This window comes from Flavobacteriales bacterium, assembly GCA_016715895.1.
Classification (GTDB): Bacteria; Bacteroidota; Bacteroidia; order Flavobacteriales_F; family PHOS-HE28; genus PHOS-HE28.
Genome location: JADJXH010000004.1, coordinates 772,420 through 797,025, shown reverse-complemented (window position 1 = coordinate 797,025; position 24,606 = coordinate 772,420). Strand labels below are relative to the sequence as shown.

Annotated in this window: 20 protein-coding genes and 1 tRNA gene; 5 read left to right on the top strand and 16 right to left on the bottom strand. The window is 67.2% G+C overall.

Going from position 1 to position 24,606, the window contains the following annotated elements; genetic code table 11:
* Positions 1-96: 96 nt before the first annotated feature.
* The 9 genes from IPM49_11995 to IPM49_11955 all read right to left on the bottom strand — a co-directional run bounded on the left by IPM49_11995 (position 97) and on the right by IPM49_11955 (position 9,811).
* Entirely contained in the window at positions 97-522 is a 426-nt protein-coding gene (locus IPM49_11995; GenBank protein MBK9275242.1) for a hypothetical protein, read from the bottom strand.
* A gap of 92 nt (positions 523-614) precedes the next feature.
* Entirely contained in the window at positions 615-1,190 is a 576-nt protein-coding gene (locus IPM49_11990; GenBank protein MBK9275241.1) for a hypothetical protein, read from the bottom strand.
* 1,124 nt (positions 1,191-2,314) lie between these two features.
* Positions 2,315-3,565: a T9SS type A sorting domain-containing protein gene (locus IPM49_11985; GenBank protein ID MBK9275240.1), complete on the bottom strand. Its 1,251-nt coding sequence runs from the start codon at positions 3,563-3,565 to the stop codon at positions 2,315-2,317.
* A 3-nt stretch (positions 3,566-3,568) separates the two neighbouring features.
* A complete protein-coding gene (locus tag IPM49_11980; protein MBK9275239.1) occupies positions 3,569-4,651 on the bottom strand; it encodes a hypothetical protein in 1,083 nt (360 codons plus the stop codon).
* Positions 4,652-4,745: 94 nt separating this feature from the next.
* Entirely contained in the window at positions 4,746-5,246 is a 501-nt protein-coding gene (locus IPM49_11975; protein MBK9275238.1) for a DNA-binding response regulator, read from the bottom strand.
* A 209-nt stretch (positions 5,247-5,455) separates the two neighbouring features.
* Complete coding sequence (locus IPM49_11970) at positions 5,456-5,644, bottom strand: hypothetical protein (GenBank protein ID MBK9275237.1); 189 nt, start codon at positions 5,642-5,644, stop codon at positions 5,456-5,458.
* Positions 5,645-5,806: 162 nt separating this feature from the next.
* The gene (locus IPM49_11965; protein MBK9275236.1) at positions 5,807-6,427 is read right to left on the bottom strand and encodes a hypothetical protein; all 621 of its coding nucleotides are present in this window, start codon (positions 6,425-6,427) and stop codon (positions 5,807-5,809) included.
* Positions 6,428-6,590: 163 nt separating this feature from the next.
* The gene (locus tag IPM49_11960) at positions 6,591-7,187 is read right to left on the bottom strand and encodes a riboflavin synthase (GenBank protein MBK9275235.1); all 597 of its coding nucleotides are present in this window, start codon (positions 7,185-7,187) and stop codon (positions 6,591-6,593) included.
* Positions 7,187-9,811 carry a gliding motility-associated C-terminal domain-containing protein gene (locus IPM49_11955; protein MBK9275234.1) on the bottom strand — a complete coding sequence of 875 codons (2,625 nt, stop codon included), beginning with the start codon at positions 9,809-9,811 and terminating at the stop codon, positions 7,187-7,189. Before IPM49_11955 ends, IPM49_11960 begins: the two co-directional genes overlap by 1 nt.
* A gap of 159 nt (positions 9,812-9,970) precedes the next feature.
* Here IPM49_11955 and IPM49_11950 point away from each other — a divergent pair, with 159 nt between their 5' ends.
* The 4 genes from IPM49_11950 (at position 9,971) to IPM49_11935 (ending at position 14,469) form a co-directional block, all read left to right on the top strand.
* Positions 9,971-11,401, top strand: a complete 1,431-nt coding sequence (locus IPM49_11950; GenBank protein MBK9275233.1) for a leucyl aminopeptidase family protein — start codon at positions 9,971-9,973, stop codon at positions 11,399-11,401.
* Positions 11,398-12,471 carry a 4-hydroxythreonine-4-phosphate dehydrogenase PdxA gene (gene pdxA / locus IPM49_11945; protein MBK9275232.1) on the top strand — a complete coding sequence of 358 codons (1,074 nt, stop codon included), beginning with the start codon at positions 11,398-11,400 and terminating at the stop codon, positions 12,469-12,471. Before IPM49_11950 ends, pdxA begins: the two co-directional genes overlap by 4 nt.
* A gap of 104 nt (positions 12,472-12,575) precedes the next feature.
* Entirely contained in the window at positions 12,576-14,102 is a 1,527-nt protein-coding gene (locus tag IPM49_11940; GenBank protein MBK9275231.1) for a LysM peptidoglycan-binding domain-containing protein, read from the top strand.
* Positions 14,103-14,238: 136 nt separating this feature from the next.
* The gene (locus IPM49_11935; protein MBK9275230.1) at positions 14,239-14,469 is read left to right on the top strand and encodes a hypothetical protein; all 231 of its coding nucleotides are present in this window, start codon (positions 14,239-14,241) and stop codon (positions 14,467-14,469) included.
* Positions 14,470-14,479: 10 nt separating this feature from the next.
* Here the strand turns inward: IPM49_11935 and IPM49_11930 are convergent, their stop codons facing one another.
* The 7 genes from IPM49_11930 to IPM49_11900 all read right to left on the bottom strand — a co-directional run bounded on the left by IPM49_11930 (position 14,480) and on the right by IPM49_11900 (position 23,318).
* On the bottom strand, positions 14,480-16,600 hold the full coding sequence (locus IPM49_11930; GenBank protein MBK9275229.1) for a S9 family peptidase: 2,121 nt from the start codon (positions 16,598-16,600) through the stop codon (positions 14,480-14,482).
* Positions 16,601-16,704: 104 nt separating this feature from the next.
* Positions 16,705-17,424 carry a DNA repair protein RecO gene (locus tag IPM49_11925; GenBank protein ID MBK9275228.1) on the bottom strand — a complete coding sequence of 240 codons (720 nt, stop codon included), beginning with the start codon at positions 17,422-17,424 and terminating at the stop codon, positions 16,705-16,707.
* 7 nt (positions 17,425-17,431) lie between these two features.
* Positions 17,432-19,801 (bottom strand): hypothetical protein, encoded by a 2,370-nt coding sequence (locus tag IPM49_11920; protein ID MBK9275227.1) that lies wholly within the window; start codon positions 19,799-19,801, stop codon positions 17,432-17,434.
* 108 nt (positions 19,802-19,909) lie between these two features.
* A tRNA-Cys gene (locus IPM49_11915) sits at positions 19,910-19,980 on the bottom strand.
* A gap of 55 nt (positions 19,981-20,035) precedes the next feature.
* Positions 20,036-20,386, bottom strand: a complete 351-nt coding sequence (folB, locus tag IPM49_11910) for a dihydroneopterin aldolase (GenBank protein ID MBK9275226.1) — start codon at positions 20,384-20,386, stop codon at positions 20,036-20,038.
* The gene (locus IPM49_11905) at positions 20,377-21,915 is read right to left on the bottom strand and encodes a glutamate--tRNA ligase (protein MBK9275225.1); all 1,539 of its coding nucleotides are present in this window, start codon (positions 21,913-21,915) and stop codon (positions 20,377-20,379) included. Before IPM49_11905 ends, folB begins: the two co-directional genes overlap by 10 nt.
* Positions 21,916-22,001: 86 nt before the next feature.
* Positions 22,002-23,318 carry a hypothetical protein gene (locus tag IPM49_11900; GenBank protein MBK9275224.1) on the bottom strand — a complete coding sequence of 439 codons (1,317 nt, stop codon included), beginning with the start codon at positions 23,316-23,318 and terminating at the stop codon, positions 22,002-22,004.
* 98 nt (positions 23,319-23,416) lie between these two features.
* On the opposite strand from IPM49_11900, the gene IPM49_11895 reads away from it, so the two are divergent.
* Positions 23,417-24,553, top strand: coding sequence for a DUF3179 domain-containing protein (locus IPM49_11895; GenBank protein MBK9275223.1), 1,137 nt, complete (start codon positions 23,417-23,419; stop codon positions 24,551-24,553).
* Positions 24,554-24,606: the final 53 nt, after the last annotated feature.

Sequence of the window (24,606 nt, the reverse complement as noted above, 5' to 3'; positions counted from 1 at the left end):
CGAGGCAATATGGAACGACACATCCGGTCAAAGTTCGCGGGATCATTCCACATCGAACGAGAGTTCCGCAGGACTTGATCCACAGTTCACCGTGTGTCAATGTGCGCGGCGGGCCTGAACGGGTTCTTCGACATCCGGCGGGACTGGGGCCAAGGTCCCGAAGGTGGCCTCCATCCGGTCGGCCAGCGCCTCCATCAGGTCCGCGGTATCCCTGCCCTGCATGTGCAGTTCGGTGCGCCGCACTTGTCCCAGGGCATCCGTCCGCTCTACCGCGAGCACCAGCCAGAGGGCCGGGGCCTGGCCCATCACCAGCGCGGCGCCGCTGCCGTGGCGGCCTTCAGCGACCTCCGCCACCCGCACCGTGCAGGGCGTCATGGACGCGAGCGCCGGGGTCAGCGCGGCCTGTAGTTGGGTGGCCAGGCCCTGGGGTGCGTGGGTGGGCAGCGGGGCCAGGATCACCTGGGCGGCGGCAGAGAAGCCGGTGGTCATCAGCAGGCTGGCGAGGAGGGGCTTGGGGTTCATGGCGTTCGTGTTGATGCCCCAAAGCACCGACCCATGGACATCCTCGGCATGCGCCGCTGCGAAGGCGGCGGCCGGATCGGGAAAGCGGCGGCTCAGCCCTTGCGGGTGTTCACCTCGATGGCCTTGGTGTTGTTGGCCACGGCCACCAGCGCCCGGATCTGCTCGGCGATGGCGCGGGTGAGAATGATGATCAGGAAGCCGAGCAGCGGGCTGGCGATCAACCCCACCAAAGGCGCATCACCCGCCATGGCCGTGAACATGTCCAGGGGGCTGCGGCCATGCCCACCGCTTCGGCCCAGAAGCGCCATCACCAACGAAGCGCCCGTGCCCACGATGGCCATCAGGGTGCCGAACCACTCCCCACAGGTCTGGAAGAAATGCGCGAACACCGGCAGCGCCACGAATTCCGACCCCTGGTTCACATACTGGTTGATGCGGTCCTTGCGGTCCCACCACAGCTGGAAGCCGATCCACAGCCCGAAGATGCCGAACAGGCCGATGAGGATGCCACCCACGCCCCCCTTGAACATCACCGCCAACACCCCGAGAATGCTCAACAGGTTGAGGGCGGCCAGCACCATGTACAGGATGCGGAAGGGCTTGCGGAACAACGCGCCGCCATCGATGAGCGCGAAGTAGGGCCGGGCGAAGCCGGTGAAGAGGTCCAGCGGCGTGGCGGCGGCCGGTGGCGGTGTGCTGTGGGGGGCGTGCTGAGGATCCATGCGAGGCGGATTGGGGGCAGTGGCAGGAGAAGAGGTTTCGGGCCGGGCCTCACGCAGCGGCGCGGAGGACGCAGGGCGAGGGGCTTCTTCCGAAGAGGGGACAGTGGGGCGGTCGGGGGGCGGCGGGGGCACGCCGGGGTTCGCGGAGGGAACACCGGTCTCACGCAGAGGTGCAGAGGACGCAGGGGGTGGCCCTTCTCCCGAAGGTGGGACACCCGGACGAGCAGCAGTGCGTAGCGGCTCGCTGCCGCTCGCAGAAGAAGCGCTGGCCTCACGCAGAGGTGCGGAGGACGCAGGGACCTTCGGCGGATCGGGCAGCGTACGGGCGGCAGGTGCGGCGTGCGGAGCGGGACGTGCTGGTGGGGCCGTTGGCGGCGGGCCCGATCGTCCGCGGGTCACCGGTGAGGTGGAGGACGGACGTTCGTGCAGCAGCAGGGGCACAAGACCGGCGATGGCGGCGACCACCAGGAAGCCCACGGCGGCCCATAGGCCGGTGGCCGGCAGGGCTTCCACCACCCCGGCGTCGATGCGCAACGCGGGCAGCCCTTGCTCCGCCAGCTGCGTGGCCCATTGCCAATGGCCGATCGCCAGCGCACCGGCCCCCACGATGCCCAGTGCCGAGAAGGCCACCGGCACCCAGGTCGCACGAAGTGCCAAACCCGCCAGGCCGAGCAGCGCGCACAGCATCGCCACGCCCGTCCACGGGTCCATCGGAACCCCCGGCTCCACATCCAACACGTCCGAAGAGGCCTGGACCGGGTCTTGTGAAGCCCCGGACCGCTGCTCGCGCAACAGGCGCCGGGCCCGGTCGGCGGGGCTTTCGTTCGCTTCGGACGGGGGCACGACCTCCGGAGCGCCGTCCACCTCCGCTTCGTCCACCTCCTCTCCGGTGGCCCATGCGCTCAGGTCGGGCACCCGGCCCAGCAGGCGGTCCCAGCCGCTCTGCCGCCCGGCAGGGCCTTCGGCCGTGCGCAGTTCGGCGAAGCCCAGGAAGAGGCAGGCCAGCGCGGCGGCGAAGAGCAGAGGCGGTAGAAGGCGGGTCATGCGGAGCTTATCCGGCGGGTCCCCTATCACCGCTGCACCATCACGTGCAGCTTGGTGTGTTGTGTTCCCCTTGTCAAGATCACGGTGTACAGTCCACCGGCCTCCGCGCTCAGGTCCAACGTGTGGCGGTCCGTTGTGATCTTGCCCGTCTCGTAGATGCGCTGGCCGGTGCTGCTCACGACCATCAGGCCCTCCACGCCCGCCACATCCGGCAGTGCGATGGTCACCAGGCCGGTGGTGGGGTTCGGGAAAAGCAAGATGCCTGTCGTTCCTTCAGTCGCCATGCCCGTACCGGTGATCGTCACGAACAGGCTGTCCGGATCTCCAAGGCCGCATCCGTTGCCGGCGGTCACGACCACCCATCCATCCTCGCCAGGCGCGCCCGTCGTCACATTGATCGAATTGCCGGTGCTGGTCCCCGACCATCCTGTCGGCAGGGTCCACACATAGTACGAGGCGCCGGGTACCGTGGCGGCCGTGTAGGTCTGCGCGCTGTTGTCCAGCACGACGGCCGGGCCCGACACTGCGGTCGCCGCAGGCGGCGCACTTACCGCATCCACGTCGATGCCGCGCGTGATCACCGAGCTCCACTGCCCGAGGTTGTCCTGCAGCTGGAAGTACACATCGGTCTGCCCCGTGCTGCTCCAGTTGCAGAAGAGCACGTCGTCGATGATGTCCAGCACCTGCACGGCGGGAGTGATGGGCACTTCCGTCAGATCGCCGGGGCTCTGTGGAACGGGTTCGCTCCAGTACCGCAGGAGCACCAGTTCATGTGGACCTTCGGCGGTCAACAGGAACTTTCGCGCCAGCACGCTGCTCCACGCCCCCTGGTCATCCCGCAAGCGGTAATGGACGCGGTGTTGGCCCACCGTAAGTCCAGCTGCAGGTGTGTTCAGGGTGATGGACACACTGCCCCCGGGGGTCAGGGCGAACGGCTGGCGGTTCACATCGTCCTGGTCGAACCAGTACTCGCCGGAGATCACCTGGAAGGGGCCGGACGGATGGATCAGGAAAGAGCGGAACAAGGTGCTGCTCCAGCGGCCCGCCTGATCGCGCAGGCGGATGTGCAGGCGATGCTGGCCGACGCCAAGCCCCGCCGCGGCCAGTTGTTCACTGCTCAAGCTCACGGTCTGGCCGGGCGAGGTGAAGGGCACGAACACCCGTTCGTTGTCCGCATCCGCCTGATCGTACCAATACTCATACCCGGAGAGGTCCGGCACCTGTGCGATGGCCCCTATCGGGACCAACAGCAACACGAACAGAAGCGCGCGTCCCATGGCTCAGGGCTGTTGTGCGCTGGCCTTGATCTGGACCCCCTGCAAGGTGCCGTTCACCGTGGTGCTCGGGGCGATCAGCTCGATCCAGTGCGGGTTGAAGGGCAGTAGACCGTTCTTCCACGGCCGTGCACCACCGTAGATCCCGACCTGGGTACCGCCCAGGCCTGCGGTCAACCACTGTGCGGCCGGGGTGTAGTCGTCCCCGTGGGCGAACGTGGTGTAGCTGGTGGAGGTCAACTGGGGGAAGGCCCCGTTCACGGTGTTGATCGGGCTGTCGACCACATTGCCACCGGCGTCCGTGGCGTTCACCCCTCCAATGGTGAATGAGAACCCGCTTTGGCCCACGAAGAGATTGTTGCGGTAGATGGCGTCCGTTTCGTTGGTCGCGAACGCACTGGACTGGTTGCGGATGAAGATGCAGTTGGTGTACTCGTTGCCAACGTTGCTGTTCAGTGCGAAGTTGAAGAACATGCATTGTTCGATCTGCGCGTTGGTGGTCGATATCCCCCCACCCATGCTGCCGATCACACAATTGCGGATCGTGGGGTCGGTGCATTCATTCAAGTCCAGGTTGGTGATGATGCACTGCTCCACCAAGGCGTTGTTGGCCAAAGAGCCGAAAGAACCGGACCCGATGGTCAAGGAGGTGATCTCGCAGCGCGAGATGAACACGTCGTCCGCGTCCGAGGTGGGAACGCTCGTGCCAAGCCTTACGGCGATGCTGCCCACGAAGGCGATCCCGTGAAGCTCGGTTCCGTCCGCATCCTCCATGATGCTGAAGTATCGGAATCCGCTTCCGGAAATGGTGGTGGTCCCACCATAGGCCGTTACGCTATCGGTCAACAAGCCGCTGCCCACAAGCACGACCGGGGTGCGGATGAAGAGGTCGGTGCTGGTGACGTACTGCCCACCGGCAAGGATGATGGTGTCCTGGCCGATGGAGGTCTCCGCATCATCGAAGACCTGCTGCAGTTCACCAGCGTAATAGAAGAAGGACTGCCCGTTCAACTGGCGCGTGATCACGCCTTGGGCGTTCGCCATCATGCTGGTAACGAGCGCAAGGGCCAGAAGGAAGAATGTTCTCATGGGTTCGTGTGTTGATCGTGGATCGAAGGTGAGGGCTGCCGGTCGGGGCCGGATGGAAGATCGTGAGCGTGGTGGGGTTGATCGAGAATTCGGGTCAAAGCCGCTCCAGGGCCTCCATCGGGTCGGCCTTCTGGCGGCGGCTCACGGGCAGGCTGGCGCCATCGCTCATGATCACCTCGCCGCCCTCGCCCTTGATGTAGCGCCGGATGTGCTTGCGGTTCACCAGGTGCCGCTGGTGGATGCGCACGAAGCCCTGGTCGCGCGGCGCCTCGTCGAAGGCCACGATGCCGCGGCTCACCACCAGCGGACGCGCCTCGCCGCGCCGGTGCACCAGCGTGTGGCTGTTGTCGCCGGTGCGGTACAGCAGATCGTCCACCGGCGCGATGCGACGCAGGAGGTCGACCCCGTCCGGTCCGCCGAGGTCCACGTCCAGGAAGAGCACCTGCGGTGCCGCGGCGCGGATCGCATCCGCGGCGGTATGCACATCACCCGCCTCCCCCACCAGCTTGATGCGCAGATGCCGCTTCGTCAACAGCGCGCGGATCAGCTCGCGGGCCTGCGGCTCATCCTCCACGACGTAGGCGGTGGGGTTCATCGCTGGAAAACTATCCATGTTCGTTGAATAAAGCGTGTTCCACGGAGTTTTTTTCGTGTTCCATGCCCAGGATCCGGGACCATCCGGAACAGGGATCCGGCGAGCGAAGGCCACAAGGCGGTGGAGCCTACGGTGTATTCGGCGGATGACACACGGAATGCGGCATCCACTTCCGCTCTCGCGATCCGGGTGGCCGCACCACCGGTCGATCAGAGCGTGAGGCTTGCACCGAAGTTCCACCAGGCGTTGCCGTAGGCCAGCTCCGTCCACAGGCCGAAGCGCTTGCCCACGGCATCGCGTGCACCGACGAAGAGGCTGTAGGCAAAGTGGTTTTTCACGTGATCATCGCTGGTGCACATATCGCCCCCTGGCGCCTGCTCCACGATGGTGCGCTTCACCAGGTCATCTGGAAGGCGGCGGTCTCCGATGCGCCCCCGGCGTTCACACCGGAAGCAGCACCTAAACCCACGTGCCCTGCGGCAGGTCGATGGTGCGCAGCTCGGCCCTGCGGCCCGTGCGTTCGCGCAGCAACTTCAGCTGCTCGCGGATGATGCCCGTGCTCAGCGAGCTCTTCGCGTGGTCGGCGGTCGGCCACTGGTGGCGCCTGGCGACCCATCCCGTTGTCCTCCACGCTCAGCACCAGGGAGCCGTCGCGGAGGCCGGCCCCGAGCGTGATGCGCCCTCCGCCCTCCAGCGGTCCCCCCCTGCTCGATGGCGTTCTCCAGCAGCGGCTGCACCACCAGCGGGGGCACGGTCACCCGAGCGGTATCGAGCGCTGGATCCACCTCCACGGTGAAGTCGAAGCGTCCGGTGGTCAACGCCTCCGGCAACCGCCCCGGATCCTTCAGCATACGCCTCTTCCGGTCAAGCACGTAGGGGTTGTTCTCCTGCAGGCCCAGCGCCTCATCGATGGACCCGGCACGCTCGTAGTGCTCCAGCGCCTGCCGCCGATCACCGCGGGCGACGGCGATGGCCGTGCTGTCACCGATCCGTTCGGCATCGGCGATCGCCAGCACCAACAGGCTGTCCGCTTCGCGGAAGAAGCCCCGTGTGCCGTAGGCTTGTGCCAGCATCCGTTCGGCGGCCGAACGGATCAGCGGGTCCGCCTCACCGAACCCCTGGAGCAGGCCAAGGCCGTAGGTCACCGCCGTGGTGTCCTTGGTGCGTGACGCCCAGCGCAAGCGCGCGGTGATCAGGGTGCGCCGGCGTACCGGCGGGCTGCACACCGTCCGATCCTTCGGTCATTGGGATCCTCGGCACAGCAGGCCGGCAAACCCTCTGCAAAAGGATCCACAACCTCGCTGCCCGCATCCGAGATCCGCGGGCTTCGTTCAGGGATCGGGGTCACACCGTCATCCGCCCGGCCAACATGCGCTCCACGTACTTGCCCAGCACATCGAACTCCACGTTCACCCTGTCGCCCGGCCGCAGGGTGTGGAACACCGTGTGGTGGTAGGTGTAGGGGATGACGGCCACCGCGAACCGGTCCTCGTGCAAGGCGGCCACCGTGAGGCTGACCCCGTTGAGGCAGATGCTGCCCTTGGCCACCACCAACCGGCGGTGTGCAGGGTCCAGCGCGAAGGTGAAGCGCCAGCTGCCGTCCTCCTCGTGCACCTCGAGACAGGTCGTCACCGCGTCCACATGGCCTTGCACCAAGTGGCCGTCGATCCGGTCGCCGAGGCGCATGCTGCGCTCCAGGTCCACGCCATCGCCGGGCCGCAGAGTGCCTAGGGTGGTGCGCGCCAGGGTCTCCTGCACGGCGGTCACCGTGTACCGATCGCCCGCGAGCGCCACCACGGTGAGGCAGACGCCATTGTGGGCCACGCTCTGGTCCACTCGTAGCTCGGGCGCCATGCGCGCGGCGATGTCGAGATGCAGGTTGCCGCCCTCGGGCCGCACGGCCAGCACACGCCCCACCTCCTCCACGATGCCGGTGAACATCAGTTCACGTTGCCGCTGCCCTGCCCGCGCAGGATGTGCACGTACCCGTTCAACTGGATCTGCTCGGGCCCGCTGAGCCGCGCGAAGGTGACCGTGCAGATGTAGAAGTACACCCCGTCGGGACAGGTCTCCCCGCTGTTCTGATTGGTGCCGTCCCAGCCGATGGCCGGATCCTCGGTGGTGAAGACCACATTGCCCCAGCGGTTGAACACCTGGAGGTCGATCCGCTCCACCCCACGGTAAGGGAAGGGCACGAAGAAGTCGTTCGTGCGGTCGCCGTTGGGGGTGTACACGTTGGGCAGTGTGTACAGCGGGCAGTTGTCCGCGCACAGGGTGTCGCTCAACAGGCTCTCATTGCCCACGCTGTCGGTGGCCGTCACCGCATAGCAACCCGCCACGCTGTTGCCGTTCACGTGGGTGAAGGTGGTGTCCGTGGCGCCGAAGAGGGTGGCGATGGGCACCAGGGTGCCGCCGAGCGAGTCGGTGAACCAGATGGTGTACGACCACGTGTCGTCCGCGCAGCTGTTGTTGGGGTTGTTCCAGGCCAGGTTGTTGAGCAGGGCCTCGCAGTCGCTGTCGAGCGTGAGCGTGGGGGCGCAGGGCGGCGTCAGGTCCAGCGGCTCGGCGCAGGCCTCCTGGCTGAAGTTGATCAGCGGCGCGATGACGGACGGGTCGCCGTACGCACCGATGGTGCGCACGCGGTAGCAGTAGGTCTGCCCGTTCACCAGGCCGGTGTCCGTGTACAGCGGTTCGGTGGTGGTGGCGATCTGCACCCATTGGGTGCCGTCGAAGCGGTCCACCGCATGGCTCGCGTTCGTCCACGGCACGTTGGCCTGCCAGCTCAGGTCGATGCGCTCATCATCCGGCGCCAGGCTCAGGAACACGCTGGATGCGGGGTCGCTGCTGCCGATGCGCACCGTGCCGCCCGAGCCGAACAGCTCCACCCGGTAGGTGTGGGGCTGACCTGCCGTGTTGAGCCCGTTGTCCACGAACGCCGTGTCCGGGTGCAGAAGGAAGGGGTGCAGTGCACTGGTGTGCACCAGCGTGCTGGCCGCTCCGAAGCCATCGCCCCGATAGAGCTGGAACTGATACGGTCCCGGGTTGGCGACGGTGTCCAGGTCGAGCGCGTTGGTCCACTGCACGGTGTCCTGTCCGGTGGTGCCGTCGGTGATGCCCACGCTCACCTTGGTGATCAGCGGCACGGTGCGCTCCAGGAAGGCGCAGACCTCCTCGCTGCTGTAGCTCTCGGCGCCGTCGCTGAAGAACGCGGTGATGCGGTAGCAGTACTGCACGCCGAAGAGCACCTGGTCGTCCACGAAGCTGGTGGTGCCGCTGCCGGCCACGCTGCCGATGAACTGATAGCCGGTGTAGGCCGGCACGCCGGTCTCACAATGCGCCGGGGTGAAGGGGAAGGGGCCCACCCTTCGGTAGATGCGGTAGCCTTCGGCGTTGGTGCACACGCTGGCATCCCAGCCCACCTGGATGGCGTCCACCACCGGCGTGGCGGTGGGGTTCTCGGGCTCGGGCGCCACCACGGTGATGTTCATCGGCTCATAGTCCTCCAGCACCACCGGGCTGCCGTTGTCGCTGGCGCGGAACACCACCTGGTAGGGCTGCAGCCGCACGTGGGCGCACACCGTGCTCCAGGAGAACACGCCGCTCACGGGATTGTCCGGTGCGCCGGCCAGGAAGGTGGCGGGGCTCTGCTGCAGCACCATGGGGCCGCCCAGGGCCGAAAGCGTCACGTTCTGCGCGGCATCGGGGTCGCTGGCCTGCACGTTGACGGTGAGCACGGTGCCGGCCACCACGCAGGTGTCGGGCACGGGCTCCACCACCGGCGGCTGGTTGCTGCAGGGGCCCACGGTGACCTGCATGTCGCGCACCACCCAGCCCACCTCGTAATAGATGCCGCTCACCTTGCGCCACTCCCGCACCCGGAAGGCGATGTTGTACTCCCCGGTGATCTGCGGCGCATCCCAGAACAGGGTGCCGTTCAAGCCATCGATCTGGAAGATGTCCGGAGCGGGCGATACCTCCTGCGGGTACTCGTAGCCCGGGATGGGATCGCAACCCAGTCCGGCGCATACCAACAGCTCGTAGCTCAGGCTGTCGCCATCGGCGTCGAAGGCCACCGAATTGTGCGCCCACAGCGTGTTGAGGCAGGCGTCCTGCAGGGGGCTGTTCAGGAAGTTCACGCTGCAGTTGCCCCCGGTGAGCGGACCGATGGTGAGCATCGACTTCACACAGAAAGTCTGGTTCACCGAGTTGGGGATGTTGAGCACCCCCTCGTTGCGGTTGGGGTCCTCGAAGCTCAGGATGTACTGGCCCGGTCCGTTGTACACGTGGACCCCCTCATATACGTTGCGTTGGGCGTCCGCCCCGATAATGGCGGTGATGGAGATGCGCGGAAGCGTGTCGCTGCTGCCATCGCCCCAGTTGATCTCCAGCTCGGGCCGGTCGGCGGGTGCGCTCGTCTTGGAGTGCGTGATGATCTGCACGAAGTAGCGCAGCGGGTTGTCCGGGTCCACGCAGTACACGATCTCCCCCGCCCTGTTGTGCGTGGCCCGGGCGCCCAGTGCTGTGAGCAGGGCGAAGAGGAGGAGGAACGGACGCAGGCGGGGCATCGTCGGTCAAAGGTCGCCATTTCCGGGCCGCGCGCGCGTGCAGAGCGACGGCCGGTGGGAATGGAACGTGCAAGGGCGGCGCTTGGTGCGCGGCCGGGTGTGCCGGAAGGGCGTCGGCTATCTTTGGCCGCACCGCCGTTGTGCGGTCATCCCCCGCCCATGATCACCTTCGAGAAGGCCACCAAACCCACCGCCGGCGCCGACACGCTGGCGCTGGTGGCCGGCAAGACACGCCTGCGCGAGCTGGCGCTGGAGCGCATCGACCAGCACTACCTCGGTGAGCAGCTCGCCAATGAGGACGGCCTGGCCGCCCTGGACATCGGCGGCCGCCTGGTGCTGGCCCACAACCCGGCCAAGGCCGCGCGCGCTGAAGTGCTGGAGAACGCCCGCCGCGCCGGGGCCCTGATGGCCGAGCGGCTGGCCGCCGCCAAACGGACCGAGGCCCAGCTGCTGGGGCTCCACGAGGATGTGGAGCTTCTGCTGGCCCTGGCCGAAGGGCTGGCCCTGGGCGCCTACAGCTTCCGCAAGTTCAAGACCGGCAAAGCCCCCGTTGGTCCCGAGCGCATCCGCCTGGTGCACCCGCACGTCGACCGCCGGGCCGTGGAGCGCCTCAACGACCTGGTGGCCACCGTGTGCACCGTGCGCGATCTGGTGAACGAACCCGCAAGCTCGCTGAACGCCGTGCAGCTCGCCAGCGAACTGCGCACCCTCAGCCGCAATGCGCAGGTGAAGTTCCAGGTGCTGGACAAGGCCCAGATCGAGGCCCTCGGCATGGGCGGCCTGCTCGCCGTCAACAAGGGCAGCGTGGACCCGCCCACCTTCAGCATCCTGGAGCACAAGCCGAAGAAAGCCGTGAACACCAAGCCCATCGTGCTCGTGGGCAAGGGGGTGGTGTACGACACCGGCGGCCTCAGCCTGAAGCCCACGCCCAACAGCATGGATTACATGAAGTGCGACATGGCGGGCGGAGCGTGCGTGGCCGGCGCCATCGCTGCGGCCGCCCTGCTGGAGCTGCCCGTGCACGTGGTGGCCCTGGTGCCCGCCACCGACAACCGGCCCGGCGGCAACGCCTTCGCCCCCGGCGACGTGGTGCGCATGCACAGCGGCCTCACCGTGGAGGTGATGAACAGCGACGCCGAGGGCCGCATGCTGCTGGCCGATGCGCTGAGCTATGCCGAACGCTACGAGGCCGAGACCATCGTCACGGTGGCCACCCTCACCGGGGCCGCCGCACGCGCCATCGGCACCCAGGGCATCGTGGCCATGGGCACCGCCGACGACCGCACCTTCGACCGTCTGAAGGCGGCCGGGGACCATGTGCACGAGCGCATCGCCCACTTCCCGTTCTGGAAGGAGTACGACCGCGAGCTGGACAGCGACATCGCGGACATGAAGAACCTGGGCAGCGATAGCGCGGGCATGATCACCGCCGGGAAGTTCCTGGCGCGCTTCACCACGCGGCCCTTCATCCACCTGGACATCGCCGGCCCGGCCTTCCTCACCCGTCGCGATGGCTACCGCCCCAAGGGCGGCACCGGCACGGGCGTGCGCCTGCTGGTGGACTTCCTCCAACGCCGCGCCAAGGCATGAGCACCGAACGCCGCCCCGTCCGCGTGGGCATCAGCTGTGGCGACCTGCAGGGCATCGGCATCGAAGTGGTGCTGAAGACCTTCGAGGATGCCCGCATGCTGCAGGAACTGACACCCGTGCTCTATGCTTCGGCCAAGGCCGTGAGCCTGCACCGCAAACAGCTCGGTCTGGAGGAGGTGCAGTTCCACCGCGTGAACGATGCGTCCGACGCGCTGCCCCGCAAGCTGAACCTGGTGAACCTGTGGGACGATGAGCTCCCGCTGGAGCTGGGCCGCCCCAGCGGACCGCTCGCCACCTACGCCATCCGCAGCCTGGAGGCCGCCACACAGGACCTGGCCGCCGGGAAGGTGGACGTGCTGGTCACCGCGCCCATCGACAAGCACAGCATGGAGGCCGCCGGCTTCGCCTATCCCGGACACACCGAGTTCCTGGCCCATGTGGCCGGGGTGGACCAGGTGCTGATGGTGCTGGTGGCCGACGGCCTGCGCGTGGGCACCGTCACCGGCCACATCCCGCTGAAGGATGTGGCCGCGGCCATCACCACCGACCGCATCCTCACCAAGGCCCGCCTCTTCCACCAGAGCCTGCTGCGCGACTTCGGCATCGCCACCCCGCGCCTGGCCGTGCTGGGCCTGAACCCGCACGCGGGCGATGGCGGCACCCTGGGCAGCGAGGACCGCGAGCGCATCCTGCCCGCCGTGCGCCAGCTGGTGGCCGAGGGCATCACCGCCATGGGCCCCTACGCTGCCGACGGCTTCTTCGGCAGCGGTGCGTACCGGCATTTCGATGGCGTGCTGGCCATGTACCACGATCAGGGGCTTGCGCCCTTCAAGGCGCTGAGCTTCGGCCACGGGGTCAACTACACCGCCGGCCTGCCCATCGTGCGCACCAGCCCCGACCACGGCACCGGGCTGGACATCGCCGGCCAGGGCGTGGCCGATGAAGGCAGCTTCCGCCACGCGGTATGGCTCGCCGTGGACGTGTTGCGCGCCCGCGAGCACTTCAAGACCGTCGGCGCCAACCCCCTGCAGCCGCAGAAGCGCGAGAAGGAGCGCAAGGAGAGGGCCTGAGGCGGATCAGTGGCCCGGTCCTTGTGCCATCCACAGTGCACCGTGGACGACCGGCGCGGATAACAAGCCGGCCGGCCCTGCGTACTAACCTTACTTTGTGCTTGATGATGAACGTCCTTCGCCACCCGACGGGATCCGGCATCGCCCTGCGCTTGGCGGCGCTGCTGTGCGCGGCCCTGCCCCTGGCGATCGCCGCCCAACCGGCCGAGGATGCCCCTCCGCTGCCGGCGGACGACCCGGTGTTGCAGCGCTTGGACGACCTGGCCCACCTGCCCTGGGTGATGAACGACCGCTTCACGGCCGACACCGCCGCCCTCAACCTGCATGGCTTCCCCGCCCACGCGGTGCCCGGCTACCCGCCCGAGGAGATGCGCAGGCGCCTTACCGTGCTGGACCACCGCACTCCGTTCGCCCTCACGTACAACAGTGTGGTGCAGTCATACATCGATCTGTACGCGGTGCGCAAGCGGGAGCAGACGAGCCGCATGCTGGGCCTGGCCCAGCTCTACTTCCCGGTGTTCGAGGAGGCGTTGGAGCGTCACGGCCTGCCGCATGAACTGAAGTACCTGGCCGTGGTGGAGAGCGCCCTGCATCCTGGCGCCCGCAGCAGCGCCGCCGCCGTGGGCCTCTGGCAGTTCATCGTGGGCACCGGCAAGCTCTACGGCCTGCGCGTGGACAGCTACGTGGATGAACGCAGCGACGTGTACAAGAGCACCGAGGCCGCCTGCCGCTACCTGAAGGACCTCCACCGCATCTTCGGCGATTGGGAGATGGCCCTGGCCGCTTACAACTGCGGGCCCGGCAACGTGAACAAGGCCATCCGTCGCAGCGGCGGCCGCATGGACTACTGGGAGGTGTACGACCACCTGCCGCGCGAGACACGCGGCTACGTGCCGGCCTTCATTGCCGTCAACTACATCTTCGAGCACGCGGCCGACCACAACCTCTATCCGATCGCGCCCAACTTCTGCGCCTACGAGGTGGACACCGTGCAGGTATGCTACCCGCTGACCATGGCCGACCTGGCGCGGTTCACCGGTTCGGACGAAACGATGCTGCGCGAGCTCAACCCGGTGTTCAAGCAGGGCTTCGTGCCCGACCCCGACCAGCCGGTGACACTGTACATGCCGCGCGACATCGTGGGCGCCTTCATCGACCGGGAGGACAGCCTGCGGTACCGCTACCTCGCGGGCATGGCCACGCCTGTGGCGCCGCAGGCCGCCGCGGCCGCTCCACAGGAGCTCGTGGTGCGCACCCATGTGGTCCGGAGCGGCGAATCCCTGGGGCTGATCGCCTCGCGCAATGGGGTCACCGTGGCGCAGTTGAAAGCCTGGAACGACCTGCGCGGCGACCGGATCAAGCCCGGGCAGCGGCTCCGGATCGAACGCAGGGTGACGGCCACCGCCGAACAGCGCCCCACCACGGCCGCACCGGCCCAGGCCGAAGCGCCGCGCAAGCCTTCGGTGGAGGACTACATCTACCACACCGTGCAACCGGGCGATACGCTCTGGGGCATCGCGCAGCGCTATCCGGGGGTGACGGTGGAGGACCTCAAGCGGCTGAACCAGGGGCTCAACTCCAAGCAACTGGCCCCGGGCAAGAAGATCAAAGTGGCGAAGCAGCAGGGCTGATCGGCGCATGCGCTTGACGGCCAAGTACTAGCACCGGCCGGCCCGGCGTTTTATCAACAGGAGGGCCGCTCCTGTTCAAAAAACGCACACCGTGCCGCCTGCCGATCCCGCTACTTTTCGGGTGTCCTTCCATTCCATGGAACGCCCTGACATCCGCTCCCTGTATCACAAGCACTGCCGCTTCAAGCTGCGCTCCGGAAAGGAGGTCTTCGGCGTGGTGTGGGAAGTGGACAGCGGCGGTGTGCAGCGCATCTTCTTCGCCAGCGTGCGCGATTACGAGCGCTTCCAGCGCGACCCGCAGCAGCCCGTTTCGGTGATCCCCATGGTGCCCGAGGAGATCGTGCACGCCGAGCGCATCGCCATCTGAACGGCGGTCCTCACTTCGCTTCCGCTTGCACGGCCTGCCAGAGGACGAACGCGTAGTCCAGGGCCACTTCCTTCAGCCGCTCGAAGCGCCCGCTGGCCCCGCCATGGCCGGCGTCCATGTTGGTGTGCAGCAGGATCGGCGCAGCGCCCTGCTGATGGTCGCGCAGACGGGCCACCCACTTGGCGGGCTCCCAGTATTGCACTTGGCTGTCGTGGAAGCCGGTGGTGACGAGCATGGCGGGGTAGGCCGCATCCTTCACATTGTCGTAGGGTGAATAGGAGAGCATCCGCCGGTAGGCCACCTCCTCCTTGGGATCGCCCCACTCGTCGAACTCACCGGTGGTGAGCGGGATGCTGTCATCGAGCATCGTGGTCACGACGTCCACGAAGGGCACCTCGGCCACGATGCCCTTCCACAGGTCGGGCCGGAGATTCACCACCACGCCCATCAGCAGGCCTCCCGCACTGCCGCCCATGGCGAACAGGCGGGCGGGGTCGGCGTAACGTTCCTTCACCAGATGCTCGGCGCAGGCGATGAAGTCCGTGAAGGTGTTCATCTTGTGCTCCATGCGGCCGTTCTCGTACCAGGCGCGGCCGAGCTCCTCGCCACCGCGCACATGGGCGATGGCGAACACGAAACCCCGGTCCAACAAGCTGAGGCGGGCGCTGCTGAAGGTGGGCTCCATGCTGATGCCGTAGCTGCCGTAACCGTATAGGAGCGTGGGCGCGGTGCCGTTGCGCGCGGTGCCGTTGTGGTACACGAGGCTCACCGGCACGCGCGTGCCGTCCGACGCGGTGGCCCAGGTGCGTTCGCTGGTGTAATCCTCCGCGCGGAAGGTGCCCAGCACCTCCTGCTGCTTGAGCAGGGTGTCCGTACCGGCGTTCATGTCGTGCTGGTACACGCCGCTCGGCGTGGTCAGGCTCGTGTAGCCGTACCGCAGCAGATGGGTGTCCCACTCCGGGTTCGTGCCCGTGTAGGTGACGTAGGCCGGATCATGAAAGGCGATCTCGTGCTCGGCGCCCGTGCTCAGGCGGCGCACCCGCAGGTGGGTGAGGCCCTCGCGGCGTTCGCTCACCACCAGATGGTCGCGGAACAGGTCCACGTCCTCCAGCAGCACCTCCTCCCGGTGGGGGATCACCTCGGCCCAGCGATCCTTGTGCGCGTGGTCCGCTTCCGCGCAGCGCATCAGCCGGAAGTTCCTGGCCTCCCAGTTGGTGAGGATGTACCAATGGCCCGGTGTGCCATCGTGCGCCGGCACATGGAAGACGCTGTGCTCGTGCTCCTCCTCGCGCGGCAGGAACGGCGTGAAGGCATCCAGCGGACGGTCCACCGGCAGCAGCCAGTGCTCGCTGGCCAGCGTGCTCTCGGTGGTGATGATCACGAAGCGGTCGCTGCGGCTGCGGTACACTTCGCAACTGAAGGCCGGGTCCTTCTCGTGGTATACCTCCACGTCCTGCTTGGGATCGGTGCCCAGGACATGTCGGAACACCTTGTAGCTGCGCAGGGTGCGGTCCTTGCGTGTGTAGAAAAAGGTGCGGTCATCGGCCCAGGCCCCACCACCGCTGGTGTTGGTGATCACGTCAGGCAGGTCGTGTCCGGTGCCGAGGTCGCGGAACCGGATGCCGTACTGCCGCCGTCCCACGGTATCCACACTGTAGGCCGCAAGCCGGTTGTCCGGGCTTGGCTCATAGTCGCCCAGATCGAAGTATTCCTGGCCCTCGGCCATCGCGTTCTCGTCGAAGATGTCGGTGAACGTCTCCGGCACGCGGTCGCGGTCGGGCCCCACCGGCGCCCGCATGTGGATCGCATATTCACGACCCTCCTCGTAGCGATGGTTGTACCAGTAGCCGTTCTCCCGATAGGGCACGCTGAGGTCGGTCTCCTTGATGCGGGCCTTCATCTCCCTGAAGAGGTCCTCGCGCAGGGTGTTCACCGGGCCGAGCATCGCATCGGTGTAGGCGTTCTCCGCCTCCAGGTGGGCCACCACACGGCGTGTGTGGGCATCGGGCTCGGCCGCCTCACGCTGGGCCTCGGAGAGGCGCATCCAGAAATAGGGGTCCTGGCGCGTATGGCCGTGCGTGGTGATGGCGTGCGGTTCGCGCGCGGCTGTGGGAGGCTGTGGTGCGGTCATCCTAGGCGGGGCGTCGGCGCAGGCGACCAGGGCCAGCAGGCCTCCCAGGAACAGGAGCGGGTGCGTGGACATGGGCTGGCGGCCGGGCCGAAGATACCCGTGGCTCACCCAAGCACCTGGTGCAGCACATCCGGCGAGCGCAGCTCCTGGGCGCCGGGCACGTGCAGCCGCACATAGCGCAGCAGCACATCCAACAGCTCCCGGCGTTGACCGGCGGCCATGGCCATCGGCGCGGGATCGTCCAATGAACCCGGCAGCCACGCCGCGAACACGGCGGTGAGCGGCGGGGCGATCGCCTGGGCGTGCAGGGGCAGCTGCCCTGCAAAGCGTCCTTCGACCAGGTCGAAATAGGGCAGCTCCTTCTCCGGTGGTGCGGGGGCGAAGCCCAGGACGGCGGCGTACCCGAGCACGAAGCGCACGGGCAGGTCGCGCACATCGCCGGCCGTGTCCAGCAGCTCCAACGCCTCCTCCAGAAAGGACCAGAGCCCGACATCACCGGCCTCCTCCCGCAGGGTGCGGGCGAGCAGCTCCTGCATGAAGAGCAGCAGGGCGGTGCGCAGGGCATCCCCGGGCACGCGCAGGTAGGGCCGGCGGAGCCTCATCTCCCGCACCTGATGCAGGTCGCGGTCGGCCCGCTCGTCCACCACCAGTTCCAGACGGGTGAGGGGCTGCAGGAGCGCAGCGGTGCCGGGGCGCCGTGCGCTCTTCGGCGTTCGCACCAGATAGCTCCGCAGCCCGAACGCCTCGGTGTAGGCCTTCAGCACCAGGGTGCTGTCGGTGTGGCGGATGGTGCGCAGCACCAGGGCCTTGGTGGTGTGCAGCATCGCGGCCTCAGCGCACCACCAGCACCTTGGTGTTGCACTTGGTATTGCCGTCCGCATCGGAGGCGAACACCAGGTACACGCCCGTGCTCACGCGGTTGCCGCTCATGTCGGTGCCCGGCCAGACCGCCTGTCCGCCATCGGAGGTGGTGCGGTACACCAGGTTGCCGGCCACGTCGGTCACCTTCACATCGCTATCGCGCACCAGGCCGGTGATGGCGATGGGGCCGCTGTATGTTTCGCGCACCGGGTTGGGGAACACCTTCGCACAGGCGTTGGTGAAACCGCCTTCGGTGGCCGTGCCACGGTAGCTCACGATGCCCTGGTCCGTGCCGAAGAACACCTCGCCGCTCTCGCCATCGATGGCCAGACTGGTGATGGTGTTGCTGGGCAGCGGGCTGTTCTCGGCGGTGAAGTGGAAGAGCTGCTCGGTACCATCCGGGGAGACCAGGAAGACACCGCTCCCCAGGGTGCCCAGCCATTTGCGGTCGGCCCCGTCCACGGCGATCGCGCTCACCGCCTCGGTCTCCAGCAGGATCTGCACGTTGCCGCCCTGTTCGATCAGGATCTGCTGGCAGTCGAAGTCGCCACCGCTGAAGACCGCATCCGGCACATAGAACACCGCCACGCCCTTCCCTGTGCCGATCCAGATCTCGCCATCGAGGTCCTCGGCCATGCTGTACACCTCCATGGACGGCAGCCCACCGCTACCCTCGGTGGTGGTGAGCGCCTTGTATTGATCGTCGCCGGGATCGCTGAGCGTGCCGTTGTCGGTGAACACCAGCATGCCGTTGGCGCGGGGCCTGATGATCCATTTGAGCCTGTTCTCGCGCGCGGGCAGGATGTCGCTCATCAAGGCGTTGTTGTTGAGCACCGCACCGGGAGCGAAGGACCGCCACGTGCCGCCGGCCGTGCGTACGCTGATCGGGGCCGCGCAATTGCTGTTGGTCACCCACAGGTCGCCTTCGGCATCGTAGGCCAGGCCGGCCACCTGCACGGCGTTCTCGGTGCCGAAGCCGGGATTCACCTGCAGGCTGCTGTTCCCTTCGTTGAAGATGGTCTGCACCGCTCCACCCCGCAGTTCCAGCACCCCGTCATCCCAGGTGCCCACGAAGGCGTGGTCCGGATCCTCCGGATCGGTGGCCACCGCCATGGGGTCGTTCACCGCGCCGCCGTACGGGTTCTCCCCCGTGGCCATCAGGGGGTCGTTGGACTTGTCGACCGTGGTCCACTGTCCGCCGACGAACCGGTGCACCCCTTCCTTGCGGAACTGGTTCGTCCAGTTGCTCTGCACCCCTCCGGTGATCACATGCAGGCCGCCCTTGGCCGCGGACATGCGCTGGGCCGACACCGTGCTCGGACCCGGAGGGAACACGGGCACCCCCGAAATGCCGTTGGTCTGGAACACGAGCCCACGGGCGCGGTCGGCCACCCAGATGCCCGTTCCATCAGCGGCCGGGATGGCCATGGCCGGCGACATGGACTCGTTGTTCTCGTAACCACTGTACACGCTTACGAAGGCAAGGGTGGCATCATAGCGCGCCACAGCGTCGTTCTGGCAGAGCAGGAGGGTCGATCCGTCCGCGCTGGTGGCCACATCGATGTTCTGACGACCGAAGGCGTGGGTGAGCCGCTGCCACACACCGGCATCGCGGTAGAACACCGTATCACGGTCGGTGGCCCCGGCGTTGTGGTAGTTCACCACCAGGCGGCCGCCCACCTCCACCACCGCGTTGAAGGGCCCCGCAGGCGTGGGCAGTTCCGTGCGCTGCTGCCAGGAGGTGAACGCGGCCAGGTTGGGGGCGAAGCGGTAGGCGGCGAACAGGCCCGCGTTCGTCGCCGCATAGATCGAGTCGCCCACGAAGGCCACATCGTTCACCTTCACCTGCGTGCCGCCCGGGGCGATGAACCAGGTCTCGCGCACCTCCAGGGCCTCCAGGTCCACCACCACGATGCCGAAGCCGCAGGCCAGGTAGGCCACCGCACCCTCGAAGTGGATGTCGTAGATGCCCTTGTCGCCGATGATGTTGCTGCGCTTGATGTCGCTGAGGTTGCTGGCCGTGCCGGCCCGCAGCAGGTCGAGGTTGCCGTTGCGGTAGGCCACCAGCAGGCCGCCCACGGCCGTGTTGTAGTTCAGCACGCTCACATCCACATCGCTCAGGGCGTTCACCTTCGTGAACCGCTCGATCTCGCCGGAAGGCCGGTGGTAGGTGAACACCGCGTTGCGCGTGGCACACCAGGCCTTGCCCTCCCCTTCGACCACGGCCAGCGTCTGCCGGTAGGGGAAGTGGTCTCGCCACTCCCCGATGGCCAGCTGCGCCGCACTGGGCGCGATGAACAGGACGGGGGACAGCAGCAGCAGGGTTCGGAGCAGGCTCATGGTCGGGAACGGGCGCACACCTAACGCGGAACGGGGCCGATCGTTGTCCGGCACAAGGTAGCGACGGGCCGAAAAGCAGGATCCCCCGGTGGCGGGGGATCCTGTCGGAGGTCACGAGCGGAGTCGAACCGCTGTACGAGGTTTTGCAGACCTCTGCCTAGCCACTCGGCCACGTGACCCTGAAGCTGCCCGTGAGCGGGCGGCCGCGAAGATAGGCGAAGGGCGCGAGGCGGGCTAACCCTCCACCGTGTACGCCACGTGGTCCACATCGCCGTTCACCGGCGGGGCCTCCTTCTCCACACGCACGCGCCAGCGGTACGGACCCGGCCATTCGCGCTGCAGCGCGTGCAGGATGCGGCGGCCCACATGCTCGATCAGGCGGCTGCGCTGGGCCATCGCCTCCTTCACCAGCGCGGTGATGCGGCCATAATCGATGGTGTCGCCCAGGGCATCGCTGGCCTCGGCCCGCGCCAGATCGCCCTGCACGTGCACGTCCACACGGTATCGACCGCCGATGCGGGCCTCCTCCTCCAGGCAGCCGTGGTAGGCGAACACCCGGATGCCGTTCACCTCGATCAGTCCCATGCGCGGCAGTGCTCCAGTCCGGCCTTCAGGCGGGCCACCACTTCGTTGCGGCCCAGCAACACGCTCACATCGAACATGCCCGGCCCTTGCATGCGGCCCGCCACGAACAGGCGGTACAGCGGCATCACCTGGCCCACCTTGAGGCCCTGGGCGGCGAGCACGTCGTTGAAGGCGGCCTCCAGGGTGGCGGGCGTCAGCTCGGCCATGCCTTCAAGCTTGGCGATGTAGGCCTCGAGCGCCGGGGCGGCCTCGCTCTTCCAGCGTTTCCGCAGCTCCGCCTCGGCCTCTGCGTTACCCGTCAGCGGCGAGCCCTCCGTGAACAGGTACAGCCCCTCGAGCATGTCGTCCACGAAGGTGGCGCGCTCCTTCAGCAGGGCGGCGGCGTGCGTGGCCCGGTCCGCAGTGGTGTCGATGCCCTTCGCGGTCCTCAGGCGTTCGAGCAGCTGCCCGCCCAGCACGGCATCGGGCTGCCTGCGCAGGTATTGCTGATTGAACCACTTGGTCTTCTCCGGATCGAAGCGGGCGCCGCCCTTGTGCACCCGACCCAGATCGAACAGAGCGGTCATCTCGGCCATGCTCATGAGCTCCTGATCGCCGCCAGGGTTCCAGCCCAGCAGGGCCAGCATGTTGATGAAGGCCTCGGGGTAGTAGCCGCGCTCGCGGTAGCCGCTGCTCTTCTCACCGCTGGAGGGGTCGTGCCAGTCGAGCGGGAACACCGGGAAGCCGAGGCGATCGCCGTCGCGCTTGCTGAGCTTGCCGTTGCCGTCGGGCTTCAGGATCAGCGGCAGGTGGGCGAAGGCGGGACGCTCCCACCCGAAGGCCTCGTAGAGCAGCACATGCAGGGGTGCGCTGGGCAGCCACTCCTCCCCGCGGATCACATGCGTGATCCGCATGAGGTGGTCGTCCACGATGTTGGCCAGATGGTAGGTGGGCATGCCGTCGCTCTTGAATAGCACCTTGTCGTCGATGTTGGCGCTGTGCACCACCACCCATCCGCGGATCAGGTCCTCGAAGCGTACTTCCTGGTGACGCGGCACCTTCAGACGCACCACATAAGGCTCACCGGCATCGAGGCGGGCCTTCACCTCGTCCGCGCTCAGACTGAGGGAGTTCTTCATGTGTTCGCGGGTCACCGCGTTGTAGGCCGGGGCCGCCACACCGGCGGCCTGAAGGCGGGCCCGCATGGCCTCCAGTTCCTCGGGCGTGTCGAAGGCGTAGTAGGCCTTGTCCGCGGCGAGGAGCTGCTCGGCGTACTGCCGGTACATCGCCTTGCGCTCGCTCTGGCGGTATGGACCGTCCGGCCCGCCCGTCCACGGGCTCTCGTCCGGGGTCAGCCCGCACCAGTCCAGCGCTTCGCGGATGTACGCCTCGGCACCCGGCACGAAGCGCTGCTGGTCGGTGTCCTCGATGCGGAGCAGGAACTGCCCGCCGTGCTTACGGGCGAACAGGACGTTGTACAGGGCCGTGCGCACACCGCCCATGTGCAGGGGGCCGGTGGGGCTGGGGGCGAAGCGAACTCGAACGGACATGGGATCAAGGGCTCATCCGCACGTGCGCTCCGGTGGCATGGGCCGGACGCGGGGTCGGACAGGCGCGCGAAGGTAGCGGGTGCCGGTCAGGGGCGCGTGTAGGCCCGGATGGCCTCGCCGGTGACGTCGAGGTCCTCGCGCACCACGAACCAGGCCTCCTCGAGGATGCGGTCCTCCAGCGCCTGGCCGTCGCGCTCGGCGTTCGTCCGCACCGAGGCCAGCCACGCACTGTCCTGCCGGATGGCCTGCGCGGTGCGCTCCATCATGTCCACGTAGGTGGGCGGGGCGAAGAGCGGCCGCCGTGGATCCCTGTGGCCCGCCGCCTCCAGCACATGCTTCCGGATCTCCGCGGCGATCAGCGTGTTGAAGTAGGTGGTGGGATGCCCGTTGTCCAGCAGCATGTACGTGTCGAGGTTGCTGCCGGTCCACGCCGGGTCCGCCAGGATCAGGTCCTTGCTCCAGATGGTCGGCACCTCATGGTGCGTGAGCCGCTCGCGGAGCAGGCGGTCGCGCCAGTTGTCCTCGCGCCCCACCATCCACTCCTCCTGGTCCGGCGTCAGGTAGTGGAACACCAGCACCACGAAGTCGACCCGGCTGGCCTTCAGCCGCTCGATGGCCCGGTCCAGGATACGGGTGTTGAGCTCCTGCTTGTGCGCGGTGTGCGCCGACCAGCCCTTCAACCGGTCGTTGGCCCAGGCCGGGAGCACGTTGGCGGGGCTGAACAGGAACCGCCGCCACAGGTAGGAGCCGATGGTGACCGGATGCGTGGCGAGGTAGTGGTCCGGGTCGGGGTCGATGGGCACGCCCTGCAGGCGCAGTCCATCACCTTCCAGCGCGAACCAGGGTTTCTGCCCCGTGCGCCAGTCCAGCGGCGAGCGGTCCATGTCGCTCACCATCAGGCTGAACACCACGAAGGGTCGGTCGTAGCGCAGGAAGGTCTGCTCGAACAGCAAGGTGATCTGGTCCACGCCGTAGCCGCCCACCCCGTAGTTGAGCAGGTGATGCTCCCGGTTGAACAACGTGTCGGTGTTCAGCAGGTCCTGGAAGCAACGCACCTCCGGCATGCATTGCGCGTAGCTGTCGCCGTAGAGCAGCACGGGCCGCTTGGCCCCGACGCTCCGGGCATCGTCATGCAGCAGGCTCTTGGCCTTGAACGCGCCGCGCCAGCCCAGCAGGGGGTGCGGGTCCTCGGGTGGACGGTACTCCCCCCCGAAGAGGGTGTACAGCTTCCAGTGGTCGGCCTCGTTGAAGGAGTCGGCGTACAGGTTCGCGTCGCGCAGCTTGGCGAAGGCGGGCTGCGTGCTGAACAGCATGCGCCGGTAGACCCATTCGGCCGCGAGCAGCGCCAGCGTCGTGGACCCCACCAGCAGCAGCACGTTCACCAGCCTCTTGCGCCATGCCATGGCCGGCGAAGATATCCGGAGGCCGGTCCGGTGGATCCGATCGGGCCGTTCGTCCTTGCGGCCCACCGGCCGGACCACACCGCACCTAGCTTGCCGCCATGCGTCCGCTGCTCCTGTTTGCAGGCTGCCTCCTGCTCATCATACCCGAGTTCCTGAGGGTCTACTTCATCATGCCCTTCCCCGGCAGCCAGGAGGATGTGGCCACGGACCTGCGGCAGGTGAACCTCGCCTACTGGCTGCACCACAACGTGTGGTGGCTGCGGCTGCTGGGTCTGGCGCTGGTGGCGGGCCCCTCGCTTCACTACCTGCGGAACGGCGGCTGGCTGAAGCGCATCGCGGTGCTGCTGCCGCTGGCCCTGGCCGCCACCGTGTTCACCCTGTTCAACTTCAGGTTCATGGCCGACACGATGTTCCTGCCGGTGGAGCACAAGGTGATGGCGGCTGTGACACAGGACGCTGGCGAAGCGAACGACCTGGTGCTCGCGGTGGAACGCAACGGTGAGGCCCGTGCTTACCCCATCGAGCTCATCGGCTACCACCACCAGGTGCTCGACACCATCGGCGGTGAGGCGGTGATGATCACCTACTGCACCGTGTGCCGCACGGGCCGCGCCTTCAGCCCGGTGGTGAACGGCCAGCCGGAGACCTTCCGCCTGGTGGGCATGGACCATTTCAACGCGCTATTCGAGGACAGCCGCACGGGCAGCTGGTGGCGGCAGGTGAACGGGGAGTGCATCGCGGGCCCGCTGAAGGGCGCCGTGCTGGCCGAGGTGCCGTGCATGCAGATGACGCGCGGCGCGTTCGCACGTTTTCACCAGCAAGGACTGGTGATGCAGCCCGATCCTGCGTTCACCAAGGAATATGAAGGGCTGAAAGACTACGACGAGGGCACCATGGCTTCCTCGCTCGAAGGCCGCGACACCGCAAGCTGGCAGCCGAAGAGTTGGGTGGTGGGGGTGGTGCATAAAGGCGTGGCGCGGGCGTATGATTGGAATGAGCTTGTACGAGACACCATTATCGGCGACACACTTGGAGGAGACAGCGTCCTATTAACCCATGGTCCTGGACCACTCGACTGTTCCGCATTCGGTATCAAGTTGGTCGAGATCATCGAGGACCAAGCGACCGGAGAGGTACAGAGACTGTTCGAGCAGAACAACATCCCGATCAACCAAGAATTCTGGCACAGCTGGCGCACCTTCCACCCCAACACCACGCGGTACGAAGCGAAGTGAGCCCGGTCGGTTCACGGAGCCGTTGAGCCCGATCCGGATATCTTGGGCGACCA

Excerpts from the sequence above, each read along its gene's own strand:
- IPM49_11920 (MBK9275227.1), bottom strand. The coding sequence starts at position 19,801 with ATGAGCCTGCTCCGAACCCTGCTGCTGCTGTCCCCCGTCCTGTTCATC.
- IPM49_11960 (MBK9275235.1), bottom strand. The coding sequence starts at position 7,187 with ATGTTCACCGGCATCGTGGAGGAGGTGGGGCGTGTGCTGGCCGTGCGG.
- IPM49_11950 (MBK9275233.1), top strand. The coding sequence starts at position 9,971 with ATGATCACCTTCGAGAAGGCCACCAAACCCACCGCCGGCGCCGACACG.
- IPM49_11935 (MBK9275230.1), top strand. The coding sequence starts at position 14,239 with ATGGAACGCCCTGACATCCGCTCCCTGTATCACAAGCACTGCCGCTTC.
- IPM49_11940 (MBK9275231.1), top strand. The coding sequence starts at position 12,576 with ATGATGAACGTCCTTCGCCACCCGACGGGATCCGGCATCGCCCTGCGC.
- IPM49_11930 (MBK9275229.1), bottom strand. The coding sequence starts at position 16,600 with ATGACCGCACCACAGCCTCCCACAGCCGCGCGCGAACCGCACGCCATC.
- IPM49_11925 (MBK9275228.1), bottom strand. The coding sequence starts at position 17,424 with ATGCTGCACACCACCAAGGCCCTGGTGCTGCGCACCATCCGCCACACC.
- IPM49_11905 (MBK9275225.1), bottom strand. The coding sequence starts at position 21,915 with ATGTCCGTTCGAGTTCGCTTCGCCCCCAGCCCCACCGGCCCCCTGCAC.
- pdxA (MBK9275232.1), top strand. The coding sequence starts at position 11,398 with ATGAGCACCGAACGCCGCCCCGTCCGCGTGGGCATCAGCTGTGGCGAC.
- IPM49_11900 (MBK9275224.1), bottom strand. The coding sequence starts at position 23,318 with ATGGCATGGCGCAAGAGGCTGGTGAACGTGCTGCTGCTGGTGGGGTCC.
- folB (MBK9275226.1), bottom strand. The coding sequence starts at position 20,386 with ATGGGACTGATCGAGGTGAACGGCATCCGGGTGTTCGCCTACCACGGC.
- IPM49_11955 (MBK9275234.1), bottom strand. The coding sequence starts at position 9,811 with ATGCCCCGCCTGCGTCCGTTCCTCCTCCTCTTCGCCCTGCTCACAGCA.
- IPM49_11975 (MBK9275238.1), bottom strand. The coding sequence starts at position 5,246 with ATGAACCCCACCGCCTACGTCGTGGAGGATGAGCCGCAGGCCCGCGAG.
- IPM49_11980 (MBK9275239.1), bottom strand. The coding sequence starts at position 4,651 with ATGAGAACATTCTTCCTTCTGGCCCTTGCGCTCGTTACCAGCATGATG.
- IPM49_11895 (MBK9275223.1), top strand. The coding sequence starts at position 23,417 with ATGCGTCCGCTGCTCCTGTTTGCAGGCTGCCTCCTGCTCATCATACCC.
- IPM49_11985 (MBK9275240.1), bottom strand. The coding sequence starts at position 3,565 with ATGGGACGCGCGCTTCTGTTCGTGTTGCTGTTGGTCCCGATAGGGGCC.
- IPM49_11995 (MBK9275242.1), bottom strand. The coding sequence starts at position 522 with ATGAACCCCAAGCCCCTCCTCGCCAGCCTGCTGATGACCACCGGCTTC.